Here is a 24,235-nt window from a genome sequence, read left to right on the forward strand (position 1 = left end):
TCAGTTCCCTTTCCTGAACACCATGCGATGGGTGACGAATTCTTCACCCTCCACGGGCTGAAAACCAAGCCGTTCATAGAAAGCGAAGGCTTCTGGCGGCGCGCGGGTGTTCAACACGGTGAAATACTGGCGGGCTCGGTCGATCACGATCTCGACCAGCGTTCGGCCAAGGCCGGCGCGGCGGTGACGCGCGCTGACGAACAGGTGGCGGACCCGGCCGTGGTCCCTGCCCTCGAAATAGGGATCGATGTTCAGCCCGCAGACACCGGCGAGTTCGGCGCCATGCCAGGCTCCGAACAGCGCCTCGCCCCGCTTCAGGAACTTGTTGCGGCCGCTTGCCCAGCCATCGCCCAGACGCACCAGCATCCAGTAGCCTTCCAGCCGGCTCTCTTCCTTCAGCGTGTCGAAGGCCGCCACGGTTGGCCGCAAACGCTTGAGCGTGTAGCCGATCTCTGGGCCGATCTCCGGACTGAGCTCTGCCGATCCACCCACGCGCCTACTCCGCCGGCCGCGTCTCTTCCAGCACGCTTTCCTCGTGATAGAGGAACCCGCCGGACTGGCGCTTCCACAGCCGGGCATAAAGCCCGTCGAGCGCCACCAGCTCGTCATGCGTGCCTTGCTCGACGATGCGGCCGCCGTCGAGCACCACCAGGCGGTCAAGTGCCGCGATCGTCGACAGCCGGTGGGCAATCGCGATCACGGTCTTGTTCTCCATCAGCCGCGTCAGATTCTCCTGGATCGCCGCCTCGATGTCGGAATCGAGCGCCGACGTCGCCTCGTCGAGGATCAGGACCGGCGCGTCCTTGAGGAAGACGCGGGCGATCGCCACGCGCTGGCGCTGGCCGCCCGACAGTTTCACGCCGCGCTCGCCGACAAAGGCTTCGTAGCCCTGGCGGTCCCTGTTGTCGCGCAAGGTCAGGATGAATTCATGGGCCTCGGCTTTTTTCGCCGCCGCGACGACCTGCGCATCGGTTGCGTCGGGCATGCCGAGCTTGATGTTGTCACGCAGCGAACGGTGGAACAGGGCCGTATCCTGGCTGACGACGCCGATATTGGCGCGCAACGAATCCTGCGTTACACCAGAGACGTCCTGGCCATCGATGGTGATCTGGCCGCTTTCGAGATCGTAGAGGCGCAGGATAAGGTTCGCCAGCGTCGTCTTGCCGGCGCCCGAAGGCCCGACCAGCCCGACCTTCTCACCCGGCTTGACGATAAGGTTGATGCCGTTCAGCACCCCAAACCCCTTGCCGTAGTGGAACTCGACATTTTTTACGTCGATGCGCCCGCCCGCCACGACCAGTTCCCCGGCGTCCGGTGCATCGGTCAGGCCGAGCGGCTGCGAGATCAGCGCCTTGGAGTTCTCCAGCACGCCGAGATTCCGCAAGATGCCGTTCATCTGCATCATCAACCGGCCGAGCAGCATGTTGAGCCGCAGCACCAGGCTGAGCGTGAAGGCGACCGCCCCGACCGTGATCGAGCCCTCGACCCAGAGATAAACGGCAAAGCAGCCGATCGCCGTGATCATGATGCCCGACAGCGTCGTCAGCGCCATGCGCACGCCGGTCAAGCGGCGGGTGAAGGGCCGCAATGCGTCGAGATAGATGTCGAAGCCGTTCCTGATGTAGCGATCGTCGCCGTCGGCCGCGAACAGTTTCAGCGTCTGCACGTTGGAGTAGGAATCGACAATGCGGCCATTGATCATGGAGCCCGCCTCCGCCGTCGCTTCGGCGTGCTTGCGGATTGCCGGCAAATAGCGCTTCGCCAGAAAGCCGAAGGCGGTGATCCAGACCACCACGAGTGCCGCCAGCCTGAGGTCAAGCCCGGCGACCAGCGCCAGCGTCGTCGCCGTATAGACGACCATGAACCAGACGACCTCGATGAAACTTTCCATCAGGTCGCCCGTTGCCTGCCCGGCCTGCCAGACTTTCGTCGCGATGCGGCCGGCAAAATCATTCTGGAAGAAGGCGTAGGACTGGCGCGAGACGTGCCGGTGCGCCTGCCAGCGCACCAGATTGTAGAAGCCGGGCGTGATCGTCTGTTCGTCGACCAGCGCCGACAAGGCGACGACCACGGTGCGGATGATCAGCACCACCGCGACCATGAACACCAGTTCGGGTCCGGCGGCGGTCCACAGCGCGTGCCAGCTCCGTTCGCCGGGCAATTGGTCGAGAATATCGACCAGCCGTCCGACGAAATAGAACAGCCCGGCCTCGACGAGCGGCGCGATGCCGCCGATGACCAGCATGGCGAAGAAGGCGAACTTCGCTTGCCCGACATAGTGCCAGAGGAAGCCCGTAACGCTGGCCGGTGGCCGAAGATTCGCCGGCTCCCTGAACGGGTAGACCCAGGTCTCGAACCAGCGGTAGACGGCTGTCATCATGCGGCGGCCATCATTCTGCGGCTTGCCCCTTTGCTATTGCGTCATTGGCGGCTTCGACTGGGACGTCATCGAGCAGGAACCCACCCGACTGGCGCTGCCAGAGCTGCGCGTAGAGCCCGCCTCTGGCGACCAGTTCCTCGTGCGAGCCTTCCTCGATGACGCGACCCTGGTCCATCACGACGAGCCTGTCCATCGCCGCGATGGTCGACAGCCGGTGCGCGATGGCGATGACGGTCTTGCCTTGCATGAGCTTGTAGAGGTTCTCCTGGATGGCGGCTTCCGCCTCGGAATCGAGCGCTGACGTCGCCTCGTCAAGGATAAGTATGGGCGCGTCCTTCAACATAACGCGAGCAATGGCGATGCGTTGCCGCTGACCGCCGGACAGTTTGACGCCGCGGTCGCCCACATAGGCATCGAACCCCTTGCGTCCATGATGATCCGAAAGTCCTGATATGAAATCCATCGCCTCGGCCCGCCGCGCCGCCTCGAGCAGCATCTCGTCGGTGGCATCGGGCCGGCCATAGAGGATGTTCTCGCGCACCGAACGATGCAGCAGCGAGGTGTCCTGCGTGACCATCCCGATCTGGGCGCGCAGCGAATCCTGTTTCATGCCGGCGATCTCCTGGCCGTCGATCAGGATCCGGCCGCTTTCCAAGTCGTAGAAGCGCAAGAGGAGATTGACCAGCGTCGACTTGCCGGCGCCCGAGCGGCCGACAATGCCGACCTTCTCGCCCGGCTTCACCGCCAGCGACAGGTTTTCGATGACGCCCTTCTGCTTGCCGTAATGGAAGCGGATATCCTCGAAGCGGATATCGCCTTTGGAAACGATGATCTCCTTGGCATCCGGCCTGTCCTCGACAAGGCGCGGCAACGAGATCGAGGCAATGCCGTCCTGCACCGTGCCGATATTCTCGAACAGGCTCGACATTTCCCACATGATCCACTGCGACATGCCCCACATCCGGAGCACCAGGCCGATGACCACGGCGACCGCACCGATCGTCACCACTTGCCCCATCCACAGCCACAGCGAGATGGCGGTGACCGAGAACAGCAGCAGCGCGTTCAGTATGTAGAGCGAGCCGAACAGCAGTGTCACCAGCCGCATCGACCGGTAGACCGTGTCGAGGAAGCCCATCATGCCTTCCCTGGCGAAGGCGGCCTCGCGGCGTGAATGGGAAAACAGCTTGACCGTCTGGATGTTGGTGTAGCTGTCGACGACGCGACCGGTCATGGTCGAGCGCGCATTGGCCTGCTCCTCGCCGACCTTGCCCAGGCGCGGGATGAAGAAGCGCAGCAGCAGGATGTAGCCGACCATCCAGACGCCGAGCGGCGCGGCCAGCCGCCAGTCGGCCGAACCGACGATCAACAGCATGCCGAGGAAATAGACGACGACGTAGTTCAGGACGTCGATCACCTTGATGACGCATTCGCGCACGGCAAGCGCGGTCTGCATCAGCTTGGTGGCGATGCGGCCGGCGAACTCGTCCTGGTAGAAGCTCATCGATTGCTTGAGCAGGTAGCGGTGCACCTGCCAGCGGATGCGCATCGGGTAATTGCCCATCAGCGTCTGCTGGTTGAGCAGGGAATGCAGCCAGACCGTGCCGGGCAGCGCAAACAATACAATGAAGGCCATGCCGGCGAGCTTCCAGCCCTCCGTCTGCAGGAAGGTCTCGCGGTTCTGCCCCGACAGCCAGTCGACGATGCGGCCGAGGAAACCGAACATCCACACTTCCGCGATGGCGATGGCCGCGACCAGCACCGCATCGACAAGAATATAGGGCCATGCCCCGCGCGTATAATGCAGGCAGAAGGCAACAAGCGTCTTGGGCGGCTCGACCGGTTCCGCGGCCGGGAACGGATCGAGCTTTCTTTCAAACCAGCTAAACAACAACATAGGTCACGCCTGTGATATCTGTTTTCCGCTTACGCGGCTTGGCGGCGTACGAAGTCCTCGGACCGCATGGCATCGAGGGCCGACGCTCCGGAATCATCCGGAGCGTCGGCCCTGCTTCGCGCTATATAGGGGTTCGCCGGCTTTTCGCCGACAGCCACCTTTGTCGATCCTGACGACATGGCGCCACCAGTCCGGTTTTTCGCGCCTGGCCGGATCAGCCGGATGATCCGGCGCACCAGCGACGGACGGCTCGGATCGGGTACCGCGCGCGAGAAATCGACATCCGGCAGCATGCCGCGATGTGGACGCCGGCGTACTTCGGCATGAACCGCCGACGAATAGGTGTCGCCGATCAACAGCGCCCAAGCCACCACCTTCGGGTGTTGCAGGCTCCTCGAGCCCGGTATTCTGTAGGGATCGAACATCGGTCCGTCCTCCGTGTTGAAATAGAGATAAAAAGGATGATCGACATCGTGCCGCGGGATCGGCGGCGGATCAGTCGGAACGCGTTGGGACGGGGCCATCGGCCCCTTCGGCAGCTTGAAAAACATCGCGGGTTTCCTTCGAAGACCAGGGTATGGTTTCGGCGGAAAATCGGTGCGGAAGTGTCTAAAAGATCAGGAGAAACGTCGTACCGAAACCGCCAGGGCGCAAATAAGCCCACAGGTGGGGCGCTGGATGTACATGGCCATCATGAATTACCCCTCCATCGGTTCGGGTTGACAATGCTGGTCGTATACCCGACTTCGAAAAAAATGGCCACCCGCAGGCCCAGGAATTTCCAAAACCAGGAGGCTGCTGTGGCCGATCTGCCACTTATTAGAAGGACGCGGAAGTGAACCCTGGTCTCCGCATCGCGCTCTACCAGCCTGACATTGCCGGCAATACCGGGACAATCCTGCGCTTCGCCGCTTGCCTCGGCCTCGGCGTCGACATCATCGAGCCGGCCGGCTTTCCGCTCTCCGACAAAGCGCTCAAGCGCGCCGGCATGGACTACCTCGAAATGGCTGCCCTGACCCGGCATGTCGACTGGGACGCCTTCGAGGAGTGGCGCAAGGCCCGCGCGGATCGCATGGTGCTGCTGTCGACCAAGGCTACGACCCCCTACACCGACTTCAGCTTCACCGACCGCGACATCCTCCTGTTCGGTCGCGAATCCGCGGGGGTGCCGGATCCAGTCCATCAGGCGGCGGATGCGCGGCTGACCATCCCGATGCAGCCCGGCGCGCGCAGCATCAACGTCGCCCTTTCCGTCGCCATGGTGGCGGGCGAAGCCGTCCGGCAACTCCGATAGGGGATCGCCGGCAGCGCCGTCAGCGGTGATTTTTGCCCAGGCGCACATCCGCCTTCTCCTTTGGTTTGCACAGTCAGGCTTTCTTGGCTACAAGCTCAACTTAACTTGAGGTCAAGCGGAAAGTGAGAAAATGGCGCCGGTAACGGAATTGACGGTCGGCCAGGTGGCCGCGCGCAGCGGCGTGGCTGTGTCGGCACTGCATTTCTACGAGGCCCGCGGTCTGATCCGCAGCCATCGTACGGCAGGCAACCAGCGGCGCTACGGCCGTGACGTGCTGCGCCGGGTGGCCATCATCCGGATTGCCCAGGAGGTCGGCATCTCGCTCGCGGAAATCGGTGCCGCTCTTGAATCATTACCTGAAGGCCGCACGCCGACGCGCGAGGATTGGAATCTGCTTTCAACGGCTTGGCGCGATAGCCTCGACCAGAAAATCAGCCAGCTAAAGAAGTTGCGCGACGGCCTGACCGACTGCATAGGCTGCGGCTGCATGTCGATCGACAAATGCCCACTTCGCAATAAGGGGGATCGGCTGGCAAGGGAGGGAACGGGCGCGAGGCGCCTGCTGGTCGAGCGCTAATCCGCAACCGGCAGCCGCCTTATCGTGAACTCGATCAGATCGCCCGGGCGTTCGAACCAGCTTTCGATCTCGGTCCAGTAGGCCTGCTTGGGGAAGCGCTCGAACCATTCCTTGGCCTTGAGACGGGCGTCCGAGCGCGGCAGGACGAAGGTCTCGCGCAAAAAACCGTCGCGCGGCATGCGTGCGCGCTCTGCCCGGCTTTGATCGAGCCTTTTCTTCAGGCCATCCAGCGGCGGTCTTGCCGGGGTGCGCACGAAACAACTCCTTGCACCTGGCGCATGACCCCGAAATCGGAATCGGGTTTCGGAAAGGATCATGCGCGAAACCAAAGTGACTTGACCCTGTCCCTTAAGAGATTAGGGATCGCGCCCGGAAAAGACGAGTCTTTTGTCGACTCACCGCCCCGCAACCGGAGACGGCACTTGGAACGACCTGAAATACCGGCGGGGCTGCCTGCCGACATCGAAGAAAAGAAGATGAAGGCCCGGCTTTGGTTCGAGGCGCTGCGCGAGCGCATCTGCGGCGCTTTCGAGCAGATCGAGCAGGATCTCGGCGGGCCGCTGGCTTCGTGGTCACCGGGCCGTTTCGAAAAGACGCCCTGGGAGCGCGATCACGGCAAGGGCGGCGGCGGCACAATGTCGATGATGCACGGCCGCGTCTTCGAGAAGGTCGGCGTCCACACCTCGACGGTTCATGGCGAGTTCTCGCCCGAATTCAGGAAGCAGATGCCCGGCGCCGAGGAAGACCCGCGCTTCTGGGCATCGGGCATTTCACTGATCGCGCATCCCTGGAACCCCAACGTTCCGGCCGTGCATATGAACACCCGCATGGTGGTGACCTCGCGCCAGTGGTTCGGCGGCGGCGCCGATCTGACGCCGGTGCTCGACCGCCGCCGCACGCAGGACGATCCCGACACGATCGCCTTCCAGCGTGCCATGCAATTCGCTTGCGAGAAGAATGCCGCCGTCGCCGACTATCCGAAATTCAAGGCCTGGTGCGACGAGTACTTCTTCCTGCCGCACCGCAACGAGCCGCGCGGCACCGGCGGCATCTTCTTCGACTACCTGCATCCGGAAGAGGAGAAGGGCGGCTGGAATGCCAATTTCAACTTCGTCCAGGATGTCGGGCGCTCTTTTCTCGTGGTCTACGGTCACCTCGTGCGCGCCAACTTCAACGAGAACTGGACCGATGGCGACCGCGACGAACAGCTCGTTCGCCGCGGCCGCTATGTCGAATTCAACCTTCTTCACGATCGCGGCACCATCTTCGGGCTGAAGACCGGCGGCAATGTCGCCTCGATCCTGTCCAGCCTGCCGCCGGAGGTGCGCTGGCCATAAAAAAATTGTGAGCGCGATGTGAGGCCGCATTGATGTCCCATTGTTCGAATCTGGGCGCGGAATGTGACGCAATGAATATCTTTTTCGTCTAATATCCATCTGAAAAAGCTGGGTTATTTATCGCATTCGGGTCGGGAAGCGCCGGTGGTTTGCCTGAGGGCAATTCCAGGAAAATGCGGTTTTCCCTTCGGAATTGCGTCGGAACAGGCGAACCGCGACTCGACGCGACCGGACGGCCCGAAGACGATGCGGATCATCTTCGTCAAAGGATGGCCGCTTTCCCAGGAGTATATCAGCATGAGAAAGATCATTGTTTCCGCTGCCGCGGCTGCCTTTCTTGCTTCCGGTTCGGTGGCGTTCGCCGCCGTCAAGCACACCACCGGAACGGTCAAGAGCTTCGATGCGACGGCCAAGAGCCTGGTTCTCGACAATGGATCGTCTTTTACGCTTCCCCAAACCTTCAAGGATCCTGGCCTGAAGGTCGGCGAGAAGGTCAGAATTTCGTGGGACATGAGCGGCAAGGACAAAGTTGCCGAGGCAGTCAAGATCGTGAAGTGACGGCCTGCCCGCCGGGCTAGCGTAAGAGGGCGGAGCAGCGCTGCTCCGCCCTTTCACCGTTGACCGCAACCAATATCACACCATCTGTGTTATGGTTCTCACCCCCGCCCATGATCGGAAAAGTCGGATCATGAGCCAAAAAAGTACCGGAGCCTCGCAGGCTCCACGGAGGAAAAGGAGAAATCCGATGAAGGAATTTCACTGCGGGTCGCTGGTTCCCGGCTGTGAGTGGCATACTCGTGCCGGCGAGGAGGCCGAAGTGATGCGCCGTGCCGTCGAGCATATGCGTGAGACACATGGCGAAACGACCATCCGCGAGACGATGATCGAGGCTATCCGCTCCCGAATTGAGAAGGTCCGCGACGCGGCATGATCCTCATCAGCCTTCAAGTGCCTCCGCGGCGCGCTTGATCAGTGCGTCGCGATCGGGCGTGAAACTCGCATCGATCCATTCCGCTTCCAGGTTCTTGAGGATCTCGCCGAGCTTCGGCCCCGGGGTTGCGCCGAGCGCGGTCAGATCGGCGCCTCGCAGCGGAAATTCGGGCCTTTTCCATTTGAGCGCAAAGGAAAGCAGGCGCGAAAAGCCGCCGGCTTCGAGCAGCGCTTCATTGTCTTCGACGGCCCGCACCCGCGCCGCCGCAAGCGAAAGCCGCAGGCGGTCGACAAATCCTTGGCGGTCGCCGCGATAGAGCCGTTTCGCCAATTCGCCCTCGGTCGTCTTCGGTTCGACCGCGGTTGCCATCGACCAATGGCGCAGGCGATCCGCTTCGGCGGTCGAGAATTTCAGCCGCTCCGCAAGCGTCTTCATGCGCGCCGTATCCGGCGGCACCATCGCCTCCAGCCGCAGCATCGGATCCACCGCCCAGCCCAGGTCCTTCTCGGCCCTGGTCAATCCGTGGATCGCATCGATGCCCCATTTCTCGCTTTCCGACAGCGCGGCGGTCAAGACACCGGCCTGCCGCATCCAGAGCAGCGCCCGCGAGGGATCGGGTGCGGACAAGAGCTTTTTCAGTTCGGACCAGATGCGCTCCGCCGAGAGTTGGGCGAGGCCTTCCTTCAACCGGGCGCAGGCCTTCAGCCCCTCGGCGTCGGGCCGGCCTTCGCCATACCAGGCGAAGAAGCGGAAGAAGCGCAGGATGCGCAGATAATCCTCACGGATGCGTGCCTCCGGGTCGCCGATGAAGCGCAGCCGGCGCGCCTCGATGTCGGCGATGCCGCCGACAAGGTCGACAACGCTGCCGTCGGCCTCCGCATAGAGCGCGTTGATGGTGAAGTCGCGCCGCTCGGCGTCGAGCTTCCAGTCGCGCCCGAACGACACCTTGGCGCGACGGCCATCGGTCTCGACATCGGCGCGCAAGGTGGTGATTTCATAAGGTTTGCCATCGGCGACCACCGTGATGGTGCCGTGCTCGATACCGGTCGGCACCGCTTTGAAGCCTTCCGCCTCGGCGCGGCGAATGGTTTCCCGCGGCAGGCAAGAGGTTGCTATGTCGATGTCGGTGACAGGCTGGCCCATCAGCACGTTGCGTACGGCGCCGCCGGCGATGCGCGCCTCTTCACCGCCTTCGGTGAGCGCGCCAAGCAGGCGCTGCAGATGCTTGTCGAAGAGCCAGTCCGCCCTGCCCGCGATCGAAACACTCACGCATAGAGCCTTTCATACAGTGTGCGGATGATCCCGGCGGTGACACCCCAGATGCGCCGGTCGCCATAGGGCATGTCGTAGAAGAACCATTCGAGATCGTTCCAGATGCGGCTGTCGCGCTTGTGGTTGGCCGCGTCCATCAGGAAGCGCAGCGGCACTTCGAAGGCGGCGTCGACCTCATCCGCGTTCAGGGTCAGCTGGAAATGTGGCCGCACGATGCCTAGCACCGGCGCGATGCGGTAGCCGCTGCCGGCGACGTAATCGGGCATCCGGCCGATGATCTCGATGCGATCCTGGCCAAGGCCGATCTCCTCGAAGGTCTCGCGCAGCGCCGCCGCTTCCGGGCTTGCGTCGGTCGCATCGATCGTGCCGCCCGGGAAAGCCACTTGCCCGGAATGATTGCGGAGTTTTTCGGCCCGTTTGGTCAGCAGAACCGTCGCCTCGCCGTCGTGGTCGACCACCGGGATCAGCACCGCGGCGTTGCGCAGCGGCTTGCCCGGATTGAGGCGCGGATGGCCGGGATTGAACCGGTGATCGCCGTAGTCGCCGCCGGCATGCGCCTCCGGCTGCGCGGCAAAGCGCGCGCGAAAATCCGCCGATGAAAACGGCGCCGGCGATACCTGGTCCATCATGAACTCAACCGCTTCAACTGATCGGCCGGCATGATCGGAAACACGGCGTTCTTGGAGCGCACCGAAAACATCGTCCTGCCGTCGATTTCGATCTCCTCGCCATGCCCGACCAGTTCGTACATGACCGGCCGCGCCACAAGCGCCTCCAGCCTGCCGCGCACCAGCAGATACGGCTTCAAACCGCCGGTCCCGTTCTCGTCGACGAAGCGCAGCGGCCGCTCCGGTCCGGCCTCGATCACGTCGCCGACATTGGTGCGGAAGGTGATGACCTGATCCTCGCCTTCGCCCGAAACATCCATCTCGACGGCGACGAAGGGCGCATCGGCGACGCGGATGCCGACTTTTTCCACCGGCGTCACTAGATAGGTCCTGCCGTCGGCGTCCTTGCGCAGCACGGAGGAGAAAAGCTGCACCAGCGGCATGCGGCCGATCGGCGTGCCCAGGTAGAACCAGGTGCCGTCGGCCTTGATCTCCATGTCGAGATCGCCGCAAAAGTCGGGATTCCAGCGCTCGACCGGCGCCGCGCCCTTGCCTGCGCGGGCAGCGCGCGAGATCAGCGCCTCGAGGCCCCGAGCCTCGGTGGCCTGCGTAAGGCTTTGTTGGCGATGTTCGTGGTGTTCGCTCATCGTCACGAAATAGTCACTGTTGTTCCGCTTGTCAGCCTAAGTCTGTGATTTAAGTTCAACCATAGGCGCTCCGCGAGGCCGAATCGCGGCAGTCTATGGTATGGTGCGGGCCAGCATTTCCAAACCATGGCATTTCCAACCAAAGGGATCGATGCGGCATGAGCGTGATGGTCAAGGAAAGCCCGATCAGCGAAACGGACATGGTCGCCGAGGCCGAGAAGGCACTTGCCGACATCTCCAGGATCCGTGACGGGGTTGGCCGGGTGATCTTCGGCCAGGAGAACGTCGTCGAGCGTACGCTGGTGGCGCTGCTGGCCGGCGGCCATGCGCTTCTGGTCGGTGTGCCGGGCCTCGCCAAGACCAAGCTGGTGGAGACGTTGGGCGTCGTGCTCGGGCTCGATTCGCGCCGCATCCAGTTCACGCCCGACCTGATGCCGTCCGACATCCTCGGCTCCGAGGTCATGGAGCAGGACGAGACCGGCAAGCGCTCCTTCCGCTTCATTTCCGGGCCGATCTTCGCCCAGCTGCTGATGGCCGACGAGATCAACCGCGCCTCGCCGCGCACGCAGTCGGCGCTGCTGCAGGCGATGCAGGAATATCATGTCACCATTGCCGGCGCGCGCTATGACCTGCCTTCCCCCTTCCATGTGCTGGCGACGCAGAACCCGCTGGAGCAGGAAGGCACCTATCCGCTGCCCGAAGCCCAGCTCGACCGCTTCCTGATGCAGGTCGACATCTTGTACCCCGAAATCGAGGCCGAGCGCCGCATCCTGCTGGAAACCACCGGCGTCGAGGACGCGAAAGCCCAGAACGTGCTGCAGCCGGCGCGGCTGAAGGAGATCCAGACACTGATCCGCCGCATGCCGGTACCCGAAAGCGTCGTCGAGGCGATCCTTACCCTGGTGCGCTCGGCGCGTCCGGGCCAGGGCAATGCCGACACGGACAAGCATGTCGCCTGGGGCCCGGGCCCGCGCGCCAGCCAGGCGCTGATGCTGTGCACCAGGGCCCGCGCGCTCTACGACGGACGCCTGGCGCCTTCGGTCGACGATGTCAGGGCGCTGGCCGAACCGGTGCTGCAGCATCGCATGGCGCTGACTTTCGCCGCCCGCGCGGAGGGCACCAGCGTGCGCGACGTGGTGGCGAAGCTTGTGAAAGGCATTTGATGGCGCGTATCGGCGAAGTCCAGGCCCCGGCAGCGACGCGCGATGCGCTCGCCCGAGGCCGGTTGCGGGCTTCGCTGGTTCCCGACCTGCTGGTCGAGGCACGCCGTATCGTCAACACCGTGATCGCCGGCTGGCATGGCCGCCGCAAGCGCGGCATCGGCGAGAATTTCTGGCAGTTCCGGCCCTATGTCGAAGGCGACGCCTCGCGCATCGACTGGCGCCGCTCGGCCCGCGACGACCACACCTATGTGCGCGACCGTGAATGGGAAGCCGCCCACACCGTCTGGCTGTGGGCCGACCCCTCGCCGTCCATGCTCTACAAATCGACGGGAGCCGGCGTTTCCAAGCAATCGCGCGCCCTGGTGCTGACCTTGGCCATGGCCGAGCTTTTGTCACGCAGCGGCGAACGCATCGCCTGGCCTGATCTGACCGATCCATTCACCGCCCGCAACGGCGCCGAGCGCATCGCCGCCCAGCTCATGCATGCCGGCGAACTGCCGGCAAAACCCGATCTCTCCAACATCAGGCGCTTCTGCGACATCGTCATCGCCAGCGATTTCCTCGACCCCGTCGAGGAAACCATGGCCTGGCTCGACGTGCTCGCCCGCCATGGCGTGCGCGCCCATCTGATCGAGGTTGCCGACCCGGCCGAGGAAACCTTCCCCTATGCCGGCCGCACCGAGTTCACCGATCCCGAGACCGGCGACAAGCTGACCGCCGGCCGCGCCGAGATGCTGGCCGATGAATACCGCCTGCTCTACACCGCTCGCCGCCAGGAGTTGGCCGGCTGGTGCAAGCGGCTTGGCTGGAGCTTTACCGTCAACCACACCGACCGGCTCGCGTCCGACGCGCTGGTGCGCCTGCACATGGCGATGACCGCCGATGGCGGGCATGCCGGTATCATTGCCGGCGATCAGCCCAGGCTGATCGCCAAGGGCGATCAGCCTGGAAAGGCGGTCGCATGAGCTGGCTGCCGCTCTCCTTCGGTGCCCCCATGGTGCTGTGGGGCCTGCTGGCGCTACCGGTGATCTGGTGGCTGCTCAGGCTCACCCCGCCCAAGCCACAGACCGAGGTGTTCCCGCCGCTGAAGATCCTGGCCCGTGTGCTCAAGCGTGAGGAAACCCCGCAGCGCAGCCCCTGGTGGCTGACGCTGCTCAGGCTGCTGATGGCCGCCCTCGTCGTCGCGGCATTGGCCGAACCGGTGTTCAACCCGCGCGAAAAGTTGCCGGCCGAGGGTGCCGCGCTTGCCCTGGTCATCGACAATGATTGGGCGAGTGCCGCCGACTGGAACAAGCGCGTCGCCACCGCCGAGCGGCTGATCAAGGACGCCGGCTCGAACGGCGTGCCTGTCATCATCGCCTTCACCGCCGAAAAGCCCAATGCGGAGATAGGCCCCTTCGATGCCGCCGCCGCGCTCGACCGGCTGCGCGCCGCCAAGCCGCGGCCGATCCCCACCGACCGGCCCGCCGTCTATGCCCGTGTCGCCGGCATGCTGGAAACCTTGCCAGGCGCCAGCGTCGCCGTGCTGGCCGATGGCCTGGGGGCAAAGGGCGACGAGGCCGCCTTCAACACGCTGTTCTCGAAAAATGCCGCCCGCATCGTCTGGGCGGTGGCCGACCGGCTGTCGCTGACTGGCCTGACATCAGCCGAAAACCAGGTTGATGGCTTTGGTTTGACCGCCATCCGCGCGCCCGGCGATCCCGCCCCGGCGCAGGTCACCGCCGGCGCATTCGACGACAAGGGCCGCCGCATCGCCGATGCGATCCTGACCTTCGCGCCGGGCGAAGCCACGGCCACCGGCACCATGGCGGTGCCGTTCGAATTGCGCAACGACTTCGCCTCGATTGCGCTCGATGGCGAACGGCATGCGGGTGCCGTGCGTGTGCTCGACGAAAGCTCCAAACGCCGCCGCGTCGGGCTGTTGTCGCAAGCCGAGGCCGACCAGGCGCAGCCGCTTCTGTCGCCGCTCTACTACATCAGGCGCGCGCTGCAGCCCTTCGCCGATCTGGTCGAGCCCTCCAGCGCCGATCTCGCCGACGCCATCCCGCAGATCCTCGACCAGAAGCCGGCGATGATCGTCATGGCCGATATCGGCACCATTCCCGCACAGGTCCGGCAAAGACTGGTCGACTGGGTCGACAATGGCGGCACGCTCGTGCGTTTCGCCGGCTCGCGGCTGGCCGCCGCCGGCAATGACGACGATTTGCTGCCGGTCCGCCTGCGCACCGGCGAGCGTTCGCTCGGCGGCGCGTTGTCATGGACCTCGCCGCAGCCGGTCACCGAATTTCCCAAGGCCGGCCCCTTCGCCGACCTGGCGCCGCCGACCGAGGTCACGGTGACCAGGCAGGTGCTGGCCGAACCGACACCCGACATCGTCGAGCGCACCTGGGCGGCTCTTGCCGACGGCACGCCGCTGGTGACCGGGCTGAAGAAGGGCAAGGGCACGCTGGTGCTGTTCCATGTCACGCCCGAGGCGACGTGGTCGAACCTGCCCATATCGGGCAGTTTCGTGGAGATGCTGCGCCGCATCGTGCAATTGTCGCGCAACCAGGGCGCGGCGATCGCCAATGCCGAAGCCGCTGCCACGTCGCTGGCGCCCTATCGGATGATCGCGGCCGACGGCTCGCTGGTGCCGCCGACACCGGATGCACGGCCGCTGGTGCCGGGCGCAGGACCACTGCCGGTCACCTTCGAGAACCCGCCTGGCCTCTATGGTTCGGAGACCGGCGTCTTCGCCCACAATCTGCTCGACGCCGCAAGCACCCTCGCCCCGCTGGCGCGCCCGCAAGTGACGGTCCCGGTTACCACCGTCCAGTACGCCTTCGATGAATCGCGCAACCTGAAGGGCGCGCTGGTCGCGGCGGCTCTGTTGCTGATGCTGCTCGACACGCTGGCGGTGTTGTGGATGGGCGGCCTGTTTTCGCGCCGGCCCCGCCGTGCCGGTGCGGGCGCCACCACAGCCGCTGTCTTGATCGCGCTTGGCGCACTGTTCGGCCATGCCGATGTCGCGCGCGCCGATGATGCCAAGCCGGGCGACCAGGTTGCTATCGAGGCGATTTCGAAAACCCGCATCGCTTATGTGCTGACAGGCGTCCCGGGTGTCGATTCGATCAGCCGCGCCGGGCTCGAGGGTCTGACCCGCTTCCTGATCGAGAAGACCGCCTTGGAACCGGGGGCGCCGGCCGGCGTCGACATTTCGAAGGACGAACTGTCCTTCTATCCCCTGATCTACTGGCCGATCGATCCGGCGGCACCGATGCCAAGCCAGGCCGCGATCGCCCGCATCGACGCCTATATGCAGCAGGGCGGCACCGTGCTGTTCGACACCCGCGACCAGTTCGCCAACGGCATCGGCGCCGATTCCACCAGCCCGGCGACCGAGCGGCTTCGCGACATCCTCGGCAACTTGAACGTGCCGCCGCTGGAGCCGGTGCCGTCGGACCATGTGCTGACCAAATCCTTCTTCATCCTGCCCGAGTTTCCCGGCCGCTTCGCCGGCAGCCCGCTCTGGGTCGAGGCATCGCTCGATGCCAGCAATGCCGACAACCGGCCGGTGCGCACCGGTGACGGCGTATCGCCGATCATGATCACCGCCAATGATTTCGCCGGCGCCTGGGCGGTCGACGAGAATGGCGATCCGCTGCTGCCGACCGTACCGAACGATCCGATGCAGCGGGTCTACGCGCTGCGCGCCGGCGTCAACATCATGATGTACATGCTGACCGGCAACTACAAATCCGACCAGGTGCATGTTCCCATCCTGCTCGAACGGCTGGGGCAGTAGGATGACGTTCTTACTCTCCACGGCGGGTCAACTCTCTCCACAACGGAGAGGATGAAGCATGAACTGGTCGATCTCCTTCGAACCGCTTCTATCCTGGCCGCTGCTGGCCCTGGTGCTGGTACCGTTGGCGCTGCTGGCGCTCGTCGGCCTGTGGTTTCGCCAGCGCGGCTCGGTCCTGCGCCTGGTCGCCCTGCTCGCGCTCGCCGCCGCCCTCTTCAACCCCGTATTCCTCAACGAGGAGCGCGAGCCGCTGAAAAGCGTCGTCGCGCTGGTCGTCGACCGCAGCCAGAGCCAGGACATTGGCGACCGTACCAGGCAGACCGACGAGGCCGTGGCCGGGTTGCAGCAGCGTCTTGGCCGCTTCAAGCAGTTCGACGTCCGTGTCGTCGAGGCCGGCAAATCCGACGCCGCCGAGGAGCGCACGGAAACGCGGCTGTTCGGAGCGCTGGAAGGCGCCTTCCGCGACGTGCCGCCCTCGCGCATCGGCGGCGCCATCATGGTCACCGACGGCGAGGTGCATGACACGCCGTCGGGCACGCCCGAGTTCAACGCCCCGCTGCATGCCCTGATCACCGGCAACGACCATGAGAAGGACCGCCGTATACGTTTCGAGAACGCGCCGCGTTTCGGCCTCGTCGGCAAGCCGCTCGACATGAGCTATCGCGTCATCTCGACCGAAAACGAGACCGGACCGGTCGATGTGCGCGTCTCGGTCAATGGCGAGCAGGTTTCGGTCGAGCATGCCACGGTCGGCCAGGCCATGCCGCTGCAGGTGACCATCCCGGGTGCTGGCCGCAACATCATCGAACTTGCCATCGACCGTGAGCCGGGCGAACTGACCGACACCAACAACCGCGCCATCGCGCTGGTCGACGGCATCCGCGAGAACCTGCGCGTTCTGCTCGTTTCGGGCGAACCGCATGCGGGCGAGCGCACCTGGCGCAATCTGTTGAAATCCGACGCCTCGGTCGATCTCGTCCATTTCACAATCCTGCGGCCGCCGGAAAAGCAGGACGGCACGCCGATCAACGAATTGTCGCTGATTGCCTTCCCGACCCGCGAGCTGTTCGTCGAGAAGATCAAGGATTTCGACCTCATCATCTTCGACCGCTACCAGCACCGCGACGTGCTGCCGATCCTCTATTACGACTACATCTCCGAATATGTCGAAAAGGGCGGCGCGCTGCTGATCGCCGCCGGTCCCGAATATGCCGGCGAGGCTTCGATCGCACGCACGCCGCTGATGTCGGCGCTGCCGGCCATGCCGACCGGCGAGGTTGTCGACAAGGCCTTTTATCCCCGCCTAACCGAACTCGGTCAGCGTCATCCGGTGACGCGCGGCCTCGACGGTTCGGCCACCGAGCCGCCGCACTGGAGCCGCTGGTTCCGCACCATCGGCGTGCAGAATCCGCAGGGTGAAGTGGTGATGAAGGGCGCCGACAACCGGCCGCTGCTGCTGCTCGACCGCAAGGGCGAAGGCCGCGTCGGCATGCTTCTGTCCGACCAGGGCTGGCTGTGGGCGCGCGGCTTCGAGGGCGGCGGCCCGCATGTCCAGCTCTACCGGCGCATCGCCCACTGGCTGATGAAGGAGCCCGAACTCGAGGAAGAGCGGCTGACCGCCGAGGGACGCGGCATGGTGCTGGAGATCCGCCGCCAGACCATGGCCGACGATCCCGGCCCGGCGCAGATCATCACCCCCTCCGGCAAGACGCTCACCGTCAAGCTCGACAAGTCCGAGCCCGGCGTCTTCCTCGGCAGCGTCCAGACCAGCGAGATCGGCCTCTTCCAGGTTGCCAATGGCGATCTCACCGCGCTTGCCCATGTCGGACCGGTCAACGCTCCGGAATTCGCCGACGTCGTCTCCACGCAGGAGCGGCTGAAGGCGCCGGCGGAAGCCACCGGCGGCAGCGTGCGCCGGTTGGCGCCTGCCGCGGGCAGCGACGTGACGCTGCCTTCCATCGTGCCGGTGCGCTCGGCCGGCGAGGCGTCGGGCAGCGACTGGATCGGCCTGCGCACCACCGACGACAGTGTGCTCAAGGCCGTGTCGCGCGTGCCGCTGTTCGGCGGCTTCCTTGGCCTGGGCCTGTTGCTCCTGGCGATGGGTTCGATGTGGTACCGCGAGGGACGATAGAGCAGTGCGCTCTTACTTTCTCCCCGTGTAGTGACGCGGAGAGCGACGCTGTCTCGAGTGGTTTCGCCAATCGTCGAAACCAAGGCTATGACGAGCCCCTCCTCACTCCTCCGGTTCCGTCGTGAACAGCAGCGGGTAGCCCTTGGCCTTGCCGGCGTCGGTGGCCCGCGTCGCCTTGGTCTCGGCGACATCCCGGGTGAAGACCGCGACCACGCAGACGCCACGCTGGTGCGCGGTGATCATGACCCGGTGCGCCTGGTCCTCCGAAAGCTTGAACTCGCCCTTCAGCACCGTCACCACGAATTCGCGCGGCGTGAAGTCGTCATTGACGAGGATGACCTTGTAGAGCTTCGGCCGCTCTGTCTGCGGTTTGACCTTGGTGCGCGGTTTTGTGGTGATTTCAGGCATTCGAACCGACTGTTTTCGCGATCAGCTTAAGTCCGCATTTTGCCGCGGGCGGCAGTGATCGTCCATTTACGGACCGTCGGCGGGCGGGCCCGGTCCTTCAAGATCATGTGGGGAATTGTCGGTCGCGGTTCAACGGCCCTGACGGCCGAAGACGCGGCGCGTTGGGTCGGCATCCGCCCGGCGTTCCAGCCATGCCGCGATCGCCCATCCGGCTACACAGATCAGCGTCACACCGGCGAGCACGATCAAAAGCCATGCCTGCACCGGCGTGATGTAATCCCAGTTGCTGGAAATCGCCGGTGCGAACAGCGAAGGCTCGGTGCGCCCGCTTGCAGGGTCCGGCACGGGGCTGGCGGTGAGCAGAATCAGCACCCTGGCGACGCCGGTGGCAACCAGGCCGCCGATCACCATGGAGCGAAAAATGGACGAAAGCCGCTTCTTCATGCGGATTGTCCTACAGGGGCCGGCATTGCAAACGGGTTAAGCACGATCGAGATGCGTGGCTGGAAGCCGCCGGCGTTCAGCTCTTCGATCATGCCTTGGCAGAAGGCCGCCCCAGCCGGTTTGCGGCTGGGGCGGCCTTGCTAGAACTAACCTCGAAGCTGATCAGGGCTTCTTGGGAGCAGCCTTCGCAGGGGCCGCCTTCGCGGGAGCCGCCATCGCCGGGGCCTTCTTGACCGGGCACTTGTGCTTCTTGGTCACCTTGCAAACGGTCTTCTTGGCGACCTTCTTCGGAGCAGCCTTGGCCGGAGCAGTGGTCGTCGCGGCGGCAGCCGGAGCGGTGGTCGTGGTGGCAGCGGCCGGGGCAGCGGTCGTGGTCGCGGCAGCGTTGCCGAGAACGGGCATCGAGAAGGCGAGAGCGACGGCGAGACCAAGGGCGGACAGGAGGGATTTTTTCATGGCTTCGTTTTCCTTTTTTGTGCGGGTCGTTTTGAGTGTCACTGGACCGGGTCGTTCGGTGTCACTCCAAGCAGCTTCAAAGCATTGGCGAGCATCCGGATGCCCTGCGCCTGTTTCTTGGCGGCGCAGTACCGGTTGCCCTTTCTCTGAAGTGCCTTTGCCGCGGTGACCTGCGTTGCCGTGGCATGGGTTTCGAGGGCTTCATCAAATTGGTGGCTGAGATTGGCGCACCGTTCGCTCCGGGTCAGCGGCGCCTTTGCGTCTGATTGGTCGACAGCGGCAGTGAGCAGGCCAAGGCCCAGCAAAACTCCCAACAAACTGATCGACAATCTTGGCATCGGTTTATCCGTGAACCCGGAGACTAGCGTCGCAGCCGATGACCTGACCGCCACGGCACCGTTATGCCGGCCTACCTTTTCAGGAGTTTTTCCCGATTGTAGAATTTTGTTTCTGGATTGTGTCTGGCCGGGCCACGCAAGCTGGCCGTTGTGGAGAAGGCGGAATTCATTCTTCCTTGAAAAGCAAGGCACTGGCCAACATACGGCCCGAATTCTATCGTGTGGCTCACCAGCCAAGAATGGCGTGGCCGGCAAACCAGACAGGGCAGCTGTGAAATCCGAGACACACATACTGATCGTCGACGACGACAAGGGCATTCGCGACCTGCTTCAGGAGTTCTTCCAGAAGCGGGGCCTGCACACCTCGGTTGCCGCCGACGGGACCGAGATGGAAACCATCCTGCGCCGCACGCAGGTGGATCTGATCGTGCTCGACGTGATGCTGCCCGGCAGGAGCGGGCTGGAACTGTGCCGTGACATCCGCGCCCAGTATACGACGCCGATCATCATGCTGACCGCCGTCACCGAGACGACCGACCGCGTCGTCGGGCTCGAGATGGGCGCCGACGACTATGTGCCCAAACCCTTCGACCCGCGCGAATTGCTGGCCCGCATCCGCGCCGTGCTTCGGCGCAATGGCGCCGCCGAGCCCAAGCGCGCCACCACCAAGCAGATTTACCACTTCGCCGGCTGGACGATGGACTGCTCGCGGCGGCGGCTGACCGCGCCCGACGATGTCAGGGTCGAACTGACCATGGCTGAGTTCAACCTCCTGCAGACCTTCGTCAAGAGCGCCCAGCGCGTGCTGACCCGCGATCAGCTCATCGAACTGTCCGGCGGCGACAGCGACTATTCCTTCGACCGCAGCATCGACATCCTTGTCTCCAGGCTGCGGCGCAAGATGGAAGATGATCCCAAGACGCCCAAACTGATCCTCACCGTGCGCAGCGGCGGCTACCAGTTCCTGCCCGAGACGACCTCCGAATGAGACGTTTCCTGCCGCAGACCTTGCCTGTCTGGGTGCTGCTGATCGTCATTGCCGGCCTGCTGATCAGTCAGGTCGCGACGCTTTATATCGTATCGCGCGACCGCGCCGCCGCCAATGACGTGGTCGACCTCTACCGCCTCAACGACCGCGCCTTCTCGCTCGTGCAGCTGATGCACGACGCCACGCCGGAGGAGCGCAAGGCGACGGCGACCGGGCTGTTCAACTCCACCTACGCGCTCACCGTCTCGGACACGCCCGCCGTCACCTCCTCGATCGCTGGCGACGACGAACTGGCCGAACTGGAAGACATTCTCGTCGGCCGATTGTCCAAGTTCGGTATCACCGACGCGCGCGTGCGGCGCGATCCGGCGACGCGCGAAGCCGACGATGCCGGCGGCGCGGCACCGGGACCCGAGATCGGCCAGGTGGAGCGGGATCTTCTGGTGCTGGCCGCCGATTTCGCCCAGAGCGACAAGCTGACGGCTTCGCTGCGCTTCGCCGACGGCCAATGGCTGAATTTCACCGAACCGATCACGCCCGTCGGCCCGATCCTGAGCGTCGATAGCCTGCCGCTCTATTCGCTGATCGCGGGGCTGGTGGTGATCATGTCGATCTGGTCGCTGCGCCGGCTGACCGCGCCCTACCGGATGATGGAAACCGCCGTAAACCGGATCGGCAACGACCTCAAGAGCCCGCCGATCGCCGAGAGTGGCAGCCGCGAGGTGCGCGCCGCCGCCAAGGCGATCAACGCCATGCAGGCGAGGCTGCGCGAATATGTCGAGGATCGTGAGCACCTGGCGGCGGCCCTCGCGCACGACCTGCGCACGCCGATGACCAGGATGCGGCTGCGCCTGGAGCTGTTGCGCAGATCACCGGCGCGCCAGGCGCTCGCCCACGATCTCGCCGACATCGAAAGCATCGCGAGTTCCGTGATAGACTTCGCCAAATTCGAGGTCACGGAAGAGAAGGCCGAACGGATCGATTTCTGGTCGCTCGTCGAATCGGTCGCCGACAGCTACGAGACCGTGTCCTTCGACAATGACGACGTCCGTTCGCGAGGCCTGATCTGCATGGCGCGGCCGGTGGCTCTCAAGCGCTGCGTCACCAATCTGGTGCAGAACGCCGTCACCTACGGCAAGCAGGCGCATCTCAGCCTCAGCCGCTTGGACGGCACGATCACGCTGGCCATCCGTGACGAGGGACCGGGCATTCCCCAGGCACAGATCGACGCCGTCTTCGGCTCCTTCGTGCGTCTCGAACAATCCCGCAATCGCCAGACCGGCGGTCTCGGGCTTGGGCTGACCATTGCCCGCAACATCGCGCGCGCGGCGGGCGGCGAAGTGCGCCTGTCCAACCATCCAGACGGCGGCCTGCTGACCGAGTTGCGCCTGCCGATGGCGGCTTAGGACATAGCCGCCTTAAGCGCGTCGCGTCGAAGCGGATCAGGCGACGCGCTTTAGCCTTCGTTTTTGTGCATGTCGTCTTCCCAAAACCGAGGTCACTTTTGGGCGACATGCATCAGCGCCGCAGCACCGCGCTCAGCACGTCGCGGATGCCGATCGCGCCGACGAAGCGCGACTGGTCGTCGAACAGCGCCACGGGTGCGGTCTGCGACCGGTGCATGGCCAGCATCACGGTCTTCAGCGAGGTGCCGGGATTGGCCCAGAACACTTGCGCCAACTCCTCCGGCTGGCCCTCGACATCGGCGCAGGACACCCATACGGCCGGCTTGCCGTCGCGCTCGGCCGCCGCCACCAGCCCGTGTTCGTCGATCTTGAAGCGCGTCGTCTTGCGCCGGTCGAGCCACACCCAGCCGTCCTTGCCCTGTTCGAGATCGCGGCGGTCGCGCATCACGTTCCAGGCGGTCAGCACCGAGAGCGGGTTCACATTGGCGATGAAGTCGCGGACATAATCGTTGGCGGGGCGCAGCACGATGTCTTCCGGCGCGCCGGTCTGGACGATACGGCCGCCCTCCATGATAGTGATGTGGCTGCCGATCTTCAGCGCCTCCTCGAGATCGTGGCTGACGAAGATGATGGTCTTCTTCAATTCCGCCTGCAACTGCAGAAGTTCGTCCTGCAGCTTGGTGCGGATCAGCGGGTCGAGGGCCGAGAACGGCTCGTCCATCAACAGGATAGGCGCCTCGGTGGCGAAGGCACGCGCCAGGCCGACGCGCTGCTGCATGCCGCCCGACAGCTCATGGGCGTATTTGTTCGACCATTGGTCGAGATTGACCAGCTTGAGCTGGCGATGCACCCGCTCCTTGCGCTCGGCATCCGGCACGCCGGCGAGTTCGAGGCCGAGACCGACATTCTCCTCCACCGTGCGCCATGGCAGCAGGCCGAACTGCTGGAACACCATTGCCACCTGCTTCTGGCGCAGCCGCCGCAGGGTCGGCTCGTCGCAGGTGACGACATCGACCGTGCGGTCACCGTCCTTCACCAGCACTTGGCCGCGCGACACCACGTTCAGCCGGTTGACCGCGCGAAGCAGCGTCGACTTGCCCGAACCGGACAGGCCCATCAGCACCGAGATTTCGCCTTCATGCACGGTCAGGCTGGCGCCGGCGCAGCCGAGCACATTGCCGGTCTTCTCGAGGATTTCGGCCCGGGTGGCGCCCTTGTCGATCATCGCCAGCGAGCCGGCCTGGTCGGCGCCGAAGACGATATCGACATTCCTGAAATCGACGGCGACGGTCATTTCTTGCCTCCAACGCCAATGCGGGTCATCCGGTCGAGCACGATGGCGAGCACGACGATGGCGAGACCGGCCTCAAGGCCCAGATCGATGCGGCGCGAACCGAGCGCCCGGTTGATTTCCGTGCCGAGCCCGCCGGCGCCGATCAGGGCCGCGAACACCACCATCGACAGCGACAGCATGATCGACTGCGTCAGACCGGCCATGATGGTGGGCAGCGCCGAGGGCAGCTCGACCTTCCACAACAGCTGGCTCTTGGTGGCGCCAAAGGCCTCGCCGGCCTCGATGATCGACTTCGGTACCGAGACGACGCCGAGATGGGTGAGCCGGACCGCGGTCGGGATGACGAAGATGATGGTGACGATCAGGCCGGGCGCATTGCCAAGACCGAACAGCGTCAGCACCGGGATCAGGTAGACGAAGGTCGGCAGCGTCTGCATCAGGTCGAGCACCGGCAGCATGATGCGATAGACCTTCGGCTTGTGCGCGGCCCAGATGCCGAGCGGCACGCCGATCGCCATCGCCGCCGCCGCCGCCGCGACAACCAGCACCAGCGTCTGCACCGTCTGTTTCCAAAGGTTCTGGTTGATGATGAAGATCAGCCCGATGAAAACGCCGATGGCGAGCGGCCGCGAACGCTGCAGCAGCCAGGCGATGACGGCAATCACCAAAGCGAGCAGCACCGGCGGCACCATCAGCAGGATGTTGACCAGCCCGTCGAGCAGAAAATTGAGGCCATTCGAGAACGCCCTGAAGACGGTGTCGAAATTGTCGGTAAGGAAACCGAAGAACGCCTTTCCCCAGGCGCCGATCGGGATCTTGTGATCGACCATGAACTTGGAAATCGGATCCATCTCACCCCTCGTTTGCCAGAGCTCTGCCT

25 protein-coding genes are annotated in these 24,235 nt (G+C 64.4%); 11 read left to right on the forward strand and 14 right to left on the reverse strand.

Features of this window, described 5'->3' with window-relative positions; genetic code table 11:
* From LB571_RS05715 to LB571_RS05730, 4 genes are read right to left on the reverse strand one after another with little or no spacing between them, the layout of a single operon-like run.
* Entirely contained in the window at positions 1-492 is a 492-nt protein-coding gene (locus LB571_RS05715; RefSeq protein WP_224592852.1) for a GNAT family N-acetyltransferase, read from the reverse strand.
* A gap of 4 nt (positions 493-496) precedes the next feature.
* Positions 497-2,380, reverse strand: a complete 1,884-nt coding sequence (locus tag LB571_RS05720) for an ABC transporter ATP-binding protein (protein ID WP_140793091.1) — start codon at positions 2,378-2,380, stop codon at positions 497-499.
* Positions 2,381-2,390: 10 nt separating this feature from the next.
* A complete protein-coding gene (locus LB571_RS05725; protein WP_140617682.1) occupies positions 2,391-4,277 on the reverse strand; it encodes an ABC transporter ATP-binding protein in 1,887 nt (628 codons plus the stop codon).
* A 29-nt stretch (positions 4,278-4,306) separates the two neighbouring features.
* Positions 4,307-4,828 (reverse strand): hypothetical protein, encoded by a 522-nt coding sequence (locus LB571_RS05730; RefSeq protein ID WP_224592855.1) that lies wholly within the window; start codon positions 4,826-4,828, stop codon positions 4,307-4,309.
* A gap of 284 nt (positions 4,829-5,112) precedes the next feature.
* Here LB571_RS05730 and LB571_RS05735 point away from each other — a divergent pair, with 284 nt between their 5' ends.
* Both LB571_RS05735 and soxR read left to right on the forward strand, forming a co-directional pair.
* A complete protein-coding gene (locus tag LB571_RS05735) occupies positions 5,113-5,571 on the forward strand; it encodes a tRNA (cytidine(34)-2'-O)-methyltransferase (protein ID WP_015316066.1) in 459 nt (152 codons plus the stop codon).
* Positions 5,572-5,701: 130 nt separating this feature from the next.
* Positions 5,702-6,148, forward strand: coding sequence for a redox-sensitive transcriptional activator SoxR (gene soxR / locus LB571_RS05740; RefSeq protein ID WP_224592858.1), 447 nt, complete (start codon positions 5,702-5,704; stop codon positions 6,146-6,148).
* Here soxR and LB571_RS05745 read toward each other — a convergent pair.
* Complete coding sequence (locus tag LB571_RS05745; protein ID WP_027030665.1) at positions 6,145-6,402, reverse strand: hypothetical protein; 258 nt, start codon at positions 6,400-6,402, stop codon at positions 6,145-6,147. The genes soxR and LB571_RS05745 overlap by 4 nt on opposite strands.
* A 168-nt stretch (positions 6,403-6,570) precedes the next feature.
* Here LB571_RS05745 and hemF point away from each other — a divergent pair, with 168 nt between their 5' ends.
* From hemF to LB571_RS05760, 3 genes are all read left to right on the forward strand, one after another.
* The gene (hemF, locus tag LB571_RS05750) at positions 6,571-7,485 is read left to right on the forward strand and encodes an oxygen-dependent coproporphyrinogen oxidase (RefSeq protein WP_140617679.1); all 915 of its coding nucleotides are present in this window, start codon (positions 6,571-6,573) and stop codon (positions 7,483-7,485) included.
* A 297-nt stretch (positions 7,486-7,782) separates the two neighbouring features.
* Positions 7,783-8,043 carry a DUF1344 domain-containing protein gene (locus LB571_RS05755; RefSeq protein ID WP_015316062.1) on the forward strand — a complete coding sequence of 87 codons (261 nt, stop codon included), beginning with the start codon at positions 7,783-7,785 and terminating at the stop codon, positions 8,041-8,043.
* A gap of 187 nt (positions 8,044-8,230) precedes the next feature.
* A complete protein-coding gene (locus LB571_RS05760) occupies positions 8,231-8,416 on the forward strand; it encodes a DUF1059 domain-containing protein (protein ID WP_015316061.1) in 186 nt (61 codons plus the stop codon).
* Positions 8,417-8,422: 6 nt separating this feature from the next.
* On the opposite strand, the gene LB571_RS05765 is transcribed toward LB571_RS05760, so the two are convergent.
* Genes LB571_RS05765 through LB571_RS05775 form a run of 3 tightly spaced genes read right to left on the reverse strand, consistent with a single transcriptional unit; the run spans position 8,423 to position 10,943 of the window.
* Positions 8,423-9,685, reverse strand: coding sequence for a CCA tRNA nucleotidyltransferase (locus LB571_RS05765; protein ID WP_140665109.1), 1,263 nt, complete (start codon positions 9,683-9,685; stop codon positions 8,423-8,425).
* Entirely contained in the window at positions 9,682-10,314 is a 633-nt protein-coding gene (locus LB571_RS05770) for a CoA pyrophosphatase (protein WP_140617851.1), read from the reverse strand. Before LB571_RS05770 ends, LB571_RS05765 begins: the two co-directional genes overlap by 4 nt.
* Entirely contained in the window at positions 10,314-10,943 is a 630-nt protein-coding gene (locus LB571_RS05775; RefSeq protein ID WP_224593036.1) for a DUF1285 domain-containing protein, read from the reverse strand. The genes LB571_RS05770 and LB571_RS05775 overlap by 1 nt, the downstream gene beginning before the upstream one ends.
* Positions 10,944-11,101: 158 nt before the next feature.
* Between LB571_RS05775 and LB571_RS05780 the strand changes: the two genes are divergently transcribed.
* The 4 genes from LB571_RS05780 to LB571_RS05795 are packed head-to-tail and all read left to right on the forward strand — an operon-like array spanning position 11,102 to position 18,021.
* Positions 11,102-12,106, forward strand: coding sequence for an AAA family ATPase (locus tag LB571_RS05780; RefSeq protein ID WP_023770308.1), 1,005 nt, complete (start codon positions 11,102-11,104; stop codon positions 12,104-12,106).
* Positions 12,106-13,071, forward strand: coding sequence for a DUF58 domain-containing protein (locus LB571_RS05785; protein WP_140617678.1), 966 nt, complete (start codon positions 12,106-12,108; stop codon positions 13,069-13,071). Before LB571_RS05780 ends, LB571_RS05785 begins: the two co-directional genes overlap by 1 nt.
* Positions 13,068-15,890, forward strand: coding sequence for a DUF4159 domain-containing protein (locus LB571_RS05790; protein WP_224592861.1), 2,823 nt, complete (start codon positions 13,068-13,070; stop codon positions 15,888-15,890). Before LB571_RS05785 ends, LB571_RS05790 begins: the two co-directional genes overlap by 4 nt.
* A 58-nt stretch (positions 15,891-15,948) precedes the next feature.
* Entirely contained in the window at positions 15,949-18,021 is a 2,073-nt protein-coding gene (locus LB571_RS05795) for a hypothetical protein (RefSeq protein ID WP_224592864.1), read from the forward strand.
* Between the two features lie 102 nt (positions 18,022-18,123).
* On the opposite strand, the gene clpS is transcribed toward LB571_RS05795, so the two are convergent.
* The 4 genes from clpS to LB571_RS05815 all read right to left on the reverse strand — a co-directional run bounded on the left by clpS (position 18,124) and on the right by LB571_RS05815 (position 19,667).
* Positions 18,124-18,429: an ATP-dependent Clp protease adapter ClpS gene (gene clpS / locus LB571_RS05800; RefSeq protein WP_015316053.1), complete on the reverse strand. Its 306-nt coding sequence runs from the start codon at positions 18,427-18,429 to the stop codon at positions 18,124-18,126.
* 129 nt (positions 18,430-18,558) lie between these two features.
* Positions 18,559-18,873 carry a hypothetical protein gene (locus LB571_RS05805; RefSeq protein WP_224592867.1) on the reverse strand — a complete coding sequence of 105 codons (315 nt, stop codon included), beginning with the start codon at positions 18,871-18,873 and terminating at the stop codon, positions 18,559-18,561.
* 162 nt (positions 18,874-19,035) lie between these two features.
* Positions 19,036-19,329 carry a hypothetical protein gene (locus LB571_RS05810; protein WP_140617674.1) on the reverse strand — a complete coding sequence of 98 codons (294 nt, stop codon included), beginning with the start codon at positions 19,327-19,329 and terminating at the stop codon, positions 19,036-19,038.
* Positions 19,330-19,367: 38 nt separating this feature from the next.
* Positions 19,368-19,667, reverse strand: a complete 300-nt coding sequence (locus LB571_RS05815; RefSeq protein WP_015316050.1) for a hypothetical protein — start codon at positions 19,665-19,667, stop codon at positions 19,368-19,370.
* A 271-nt stretch (positions 19,668-19,938) separates the two neighbouring features.
* Here LB571_RS05815 and LB571_RS05820 point away from each other — a divergent pair, with 271 nt between their 5' ends.
* A complete protein-coding gene (locus tag LB571_RS05820; protein WP_015316049.1) occupies positions 19,939-20,655 on the forward strand; it encodes a response regulator in 717 nt (238 codons plus the stop codon).
* On the forward strand, positions 20,652-22,061 hold the full coding sequence (locus LB571_RS05825) for an ATP-binding protein (RefSeq protein WP_140617672.1): 1,410 nt from the start codon (positions 20,652-20,654) through the stop codon (positions 22,059-22,061). The genes LB571_RS05820 and LB571_RS05825 overlap by 4 nt, the downstream gene beginning before the upstream one ends.
* Positions 22,062-22,173: 112 nt before the next feature.
* On the opposite strand, the gene choV is transcribed toward LB571_RS05825, so the two are convergent.
* Positions 22,174-23,355, reverse strand: coding sequence for a choline ABC transporter ATP-binding protein (choV, locus tag LB571_RS05830; protein ID WP_015316047.1), 1,182 nt, complete (start codon positions 23,353-23,355; stop codon positions 22,174-22,176).
* Positions 23,352-24,206 carry a choline ABC transporter permease subunit gene (choW, locus tag LB571_RS05835; protein ID WP_140665124.1) on the reverse strand — a complete coding sequence of 285 codons (855 nt, stop codon included), beginning with the start codon at positions 24,204-24,206 and terminating at the stop codon, positions 23,352-23,354. Before choW ends, choV begins: the two co-directional genes overlap by 4 nt.
* Positions 24,207-24,235: the final 29 nt, after the last annotated feature.

Source organism: Mesorhizobium sp. BR1-1-4, from assembly GCF_020165375.1.
GTDB classification, from domain to species: Bacteria; Pseudomonadota; Alphaproteobacteria; order Rhizobiales; family Rhizobiaceae; genus Mesorhizobium; species Mesorhizobium australicum.